The following is a 4,005-nucleotide window of genomic DNA, read 5'->3' on the forward strand; positions in this document are numbered from 1 at the left end:
CCAGTTATTGCTAGAGCCGACGTGGGCATGGCGATGGGTGGGTTAGGTTCTGATGCTGCGATAGAAACTGCGGATGTGGTGCTGATGACGGATGCACCCTCAAAGGTGGCGGAAGCAATACAAGTTGGCAGAAAGACTCATCAAATTGTTTGGCAGAATATCATTCTTGCTTTGGTAGTCAAAGGCGTGTTTATCGCTTTAGGAATTTTCGGTTTAGCAACGATGTGGGAGGCGGTTTTTGCGGATGTGGGCGTAGCGCTACTGGCTATTTTTAATGCTACCAGAGTCCTGAGATAGGAGGTTGATACTCATGACTCGACGCGCCCTGCTGTTAGTGAACCGTCACGCTCGAAGAGGACAGCATAGTTTACCCCAGGCAGTAAAACAACTACGAGAGCTAGGTTTTGACCTGATTGAAGAGGACACCGAGAAACCGAATCACCTGAGAGAGATGATTCATCGTCACCGCAATCAAGTTGACTTGGTGATTATTGGGGGAGGGGATGGAACACTGAATGCTGCTGTGGATGCACTGGTAGAAACTCAACTTCCTTTGGGGATCTTACCACTGGGAACCGCCAACGATCTCGCCCGCACTTTGGGGATTCCTCCAACTCTACCCGACGCCTGTCAGACTATTGCAAAGGGTGAATTACAGCGCATTGACCTCGGTTGGGTGAATGGAAAGCACTTTTTCAATGTTGCCAGTTTGGGGTTGAGTGTCCAAATTACGGAGCGGCTCAATCAAGAGCTGAAGCGCCGTTGGGGAGTGCTAGCCTATGCAGCTACAGCTTTAGGAGTGATTTGGCAAGCCCGACTCTTTCGAGCGGACATCCGTCTCGACGGCGAATTAATTAGAGTTAAAACTGTGCAAATTGCTGTAGGAAATGGTCGATACTACGGTGGCGGCATGATAATTTGTGAGAATGCAGCGATCAATGACCAAAAACTGCATCTGTCCAGTATAAATGTCCGTCACTGGTGGCAGATCGTTGCCTTACTGCCAGCAATGAAACAGGGGCGACATAAAGCGTGGTCGGGTATCCACACTGACAAATGTCAAGAAATTGAAGTCTACACTTACCGACTGCACGCTATCAACACGGATGGTGAATTAACTACCAACACACCTGCTAAATTCCGTCTGATCCCCAAAGCTTTATCAGTGCTGATACCCAGAAAATATTCTTAAGGATGTCTCAATGATTATGCAGATCCCTAGAGGCTTTACATGCCCTCAATGAGTTAACGCAGTAGCGTCAGGTAAAGTTTTTGAATCGATATTTTCAAAAAGAGATTAGGAACGAGGTAACGTAAAGTGACTATTGCTCCGAAGTTTGAACACAATCATCAAAGCGACACAACAGCTGTGTTAAGTACCCAAAAGGTACGGCGACTTTGGATTGTCTTGGGACTGCGGAGTAGCCTTTTGCTGATGGAACTGGCTGCTGGGTTCTGGACTCGCAGCCTTTCACTGTTAGCGATCTCCGGGCATATGCTCTCGGATATCTTTACTCTGGGATTAGCGCTCTTTGCAGCAAAGCTGTCCCAGCGTCCAGCTGTGGGTCAGGCGACCTTCGGCTATCGACGGGCAGAAATTTTGGTGGCGCTGCTGAATGGATTGACCCTAATCGCGATCGCTACCCTAATTGCCTGGAAAGCAGTTGGTCGATTCCAATCCCCAGAGCCATTATCAGGTTTACCCACGTTGATTGTGGCGGCACTGGGCTTGGCGGTTAACAGCTTGCTCATCAGCTTGCTGTACTTTGAAAGTCACCATGACCTGAATTTGCGAGGTGCTTTCCTTCATGTGGTAGCCGACGCCGCTGGCTTTTTGGGCGTGATTTTGGCTGCTAGTATGGTTTATTGGTTGAATTGGCTGTGGGCAGACCCAGTCGCCAGTTTGTTCGTGGCAAGCCTAATGAGCCTCAGTGCTTTCCCCCTCGTTTGGGATAGCTTAAGGGTGCTGATGGAACTTGCGCCCCAATCTACTGACGTAGCTCTTGTTGAAGCTGCCCTAAGTTCCTTTGCAGGTGTCCGACAAGTAGAAATGCTGCATATCTGGACGATTACGTCTGGACAAGTAGCTTTGTGCGCCCATCTTGTCGTAGAATCTATGAGCGCCTTTGAGCGGGATAAGTTATTAGAGCAGTTGCAAACCCGCTTAACTCAAGAATTTAAGGTTTGCGAGTCTACTCTACAGATGACAGCCCTCAATGAAGGCGATTCTGCTCCTTTCACGCTACGCGATCGCACTGACTACTAACAAATCTTTGCTAGAGATGAATTGCCAGGGACAGGGATTATCAAAGCAACAAAACTAAAAATCACTGACTCATGAACACGTATCTTAACAAACATAAAGGGGGTACTCCTGGCTAGCAAGCTCCTAAATGTGTTGGCTTACACCTTGATTCCGGTAGCAGCCGCTACCGTGGGTGGAGGGATCGCTGCGTGGCGAACGCCGGGACCGAAGCTAAAAAGCGTTGTCCAGCATTTTGCAGCAGGCGTGGTGTTTGCCGCCGCTGCTGGTGAGTTGTTGCCAGACTTAGTTCATGAAAAGTCGCTACCTGCAACTATTATTGGCGGCGCATTTGGAGTAGCTGTAATGCTTGCCGTGAAACAATTGGTCAAGAAAGCCTCTGGATCCATCAGTCTAATTGCAACGGTGGGCGTGGATGTGCTCATTGACGGTCTGATAATTGGTATTGGGTTCGCTGCGGGAGCCAAAGAGGGGATACTGCTGACGATTGCCCTAACAATTGAAATTTTGTTCCTCAGTTTGTCCGTATCGACGACGCTCAGCCAAGCCAATGCATCGCGTACTCGGGTAATGATAACGACCTTGGGGATTGCCTTGCTGCTCCCACTAGGCGCAGTGATAGGCTCAGCCTTGCTTGGGGGACTTTCAGGTTTCTCTTTGGCGACGTTCCTCGCGTTCGGATTAGTAGCACTGCTGTACTTGGTAACAGAGGAACTACTTGTCGAGGCACATGAAATACCCGATACTCCGTTGACCGTGGCAATATTCTTTGTGGGTTTCTTGGTGTTAATCGTAATTGAGGAGATGCTGCAATAGTTTGACGAAGCGTACCTTACTATCCGAACGTTTTAAGTTAACTTTGGTTACCCATTGGTAACAAATGCTCCCTCCATTGCAGGAGTTCGGGACGTTCTACCAATGCCTTAAGATATATCCCAAGGCTCCCATTCAAATCTCTTGGCAGTGTGTGACCACAGCTAGGACATTTGAATTTTTTGTTTCCACCCAATTTGGTGTGAATATGTCCACACTTTGTACAGGTAATTGAAGTGTAAGCTTCTGACACTTCAATTACCTGTGTGTTCCATTCTTGTGCTTTAAACTTTAGATATTCCTTGAATCTATAATGCGACCAACTGAGCATTGCTCTTACTGACTTTGATCTGAGCTTTATAGACTTTTTCACTACCCTTACGGGTTCGCCAGTCGCTTTATGCCGGGGAACCCGTCCACCGCGCTGGCTCACCATTTCTGATGTTTCAAAGCTAGGTAGTAAAATCACATCAAATTGAGAGCAGATATAATGAGCAACTTGCTTATGTGCTTCATCTACAATATTACGAATGCGTTCTCTCATTCTTCTATAGGACTCCTATTTGATTTTTGAAAAAACTCCGTACATCCTAAGAGTGGGAAAATCAAAGGTGGTGTGTCGAATGAACCACTCAAACATCCACTTCAAAAGCGAAAAAGAAGGAATCAAGGCACAGAAACGTCGAACCCATGTTTTGGCTTGCAACCAAATATCCTCAATAGGATTTTGTTCTGGGCAATTGGGAGCAAAGCGAACGCAGTGTATTTTCCATTGATCGGTTGGCAAACCTTGATTCACCTCGCTCAAGAAACCTCGAACCTCCTTGGAACGGTGATAACTCGCACCATCCCAAAAAATTAGCAATCGCTGATTAGGGGACTGAGTTAGCAGATATTGTAGGTAATCAATGGTATTTTCTGAATTTCCA

Annotated in this window: 5 protein-coding genes and 1 pseudogene; 4 read left to right on the forward strand and 2 right to left on the reverse strand. The window is 47.2% G+C overall.

Features of this window, described 5'->3' with window-relative positions; genetic code table 11:
- The 4 genes and pseudogenes from DP116_RS29580 to DP116_RS21240 all read left to right on the forward strand — a co-directional run.
- Nucleotides 1–297, forward strand: a pseudogene (locus DP116_RS29580) (heavy metal translocating P-type ATPase); the annotation flags it as partial.
- A 13-nt stretch (nucleotides 298–310) separates the two neighbouring features.
- On the forward strand, nucleotides 311–1,192 hold the full coding sequence (locus tag DP116_RS21230; protein WP_169157059.1) for a lipid kinase: 882 nt from the start codon (nucleotides 311–313) through the stop codon (nucleotides 1,190–1,192).
- A 126-nt stretch (nucleotides 1,193–1,318) separates the two neighbouring features.
- A complete protein-coding gene (locus DP116_RS21235) occupies nucleotides 1,319–2,266 on the forward strand; it encodes a cation diffusion facilitator family transporter (RefSeq protein ID WP_169157060.1) in 948 nt (315 codons plus the stop codon).
- A gap of 129 nt (nucleotides 2,267–2,395) precedes the next feature.
- Nucleotides 2,396–3,079, forward strand: a complete 684-nt coding sequence (locus DP116_RS21240; protein ID WP_339381513.1) for a ZIP family metal transporter — start codon at nucleotides 2,396–2,398, stop codon at nucleotides 3,077–3,079.
- A 37-nt stretch (nucleotides 3,080–3,116) separates the two neighbouring features.
- On the opposite strand, the gene DP116_RS21245 is transcribed toward DP116_RS21240, so the two are convergent.
- Nucleotides 3,117–3,620 carry a zinc ribbon domain-containing protein gene (locus DP116_RS21245; RefSeq protein WP_169157061.1) on the reverse strand — a complete coding sequence of 168 codons (504 nt, stop codon included), beginning with the start codon at nucleotides 3,618–3,620 and terminating at the stop codon, nucleotides 3,117–3,119.
- A 15-nt stretch (nucleotides 3,621–3,635) separates the two neighbouring features.
- Nucleotides 3,636–4,005, reverse strand: a 370-nt coding sequence (locus DP116_RS21250; RefSeq protein ID WP_211173424.1) for a transposase, incomplete at its 5' end; no start/stop codon positions are given.

Source organism: Brasilonema bromeliae SPC951, assembly GCF_012912135.1.
GTDB classification, from domain to species: Bacteria; Cyanobacteriota; Cyanobacteriia; order Cyanobacteriales; family Nostocaceae; genus Brasilonema; species Brasilonema bromeliae.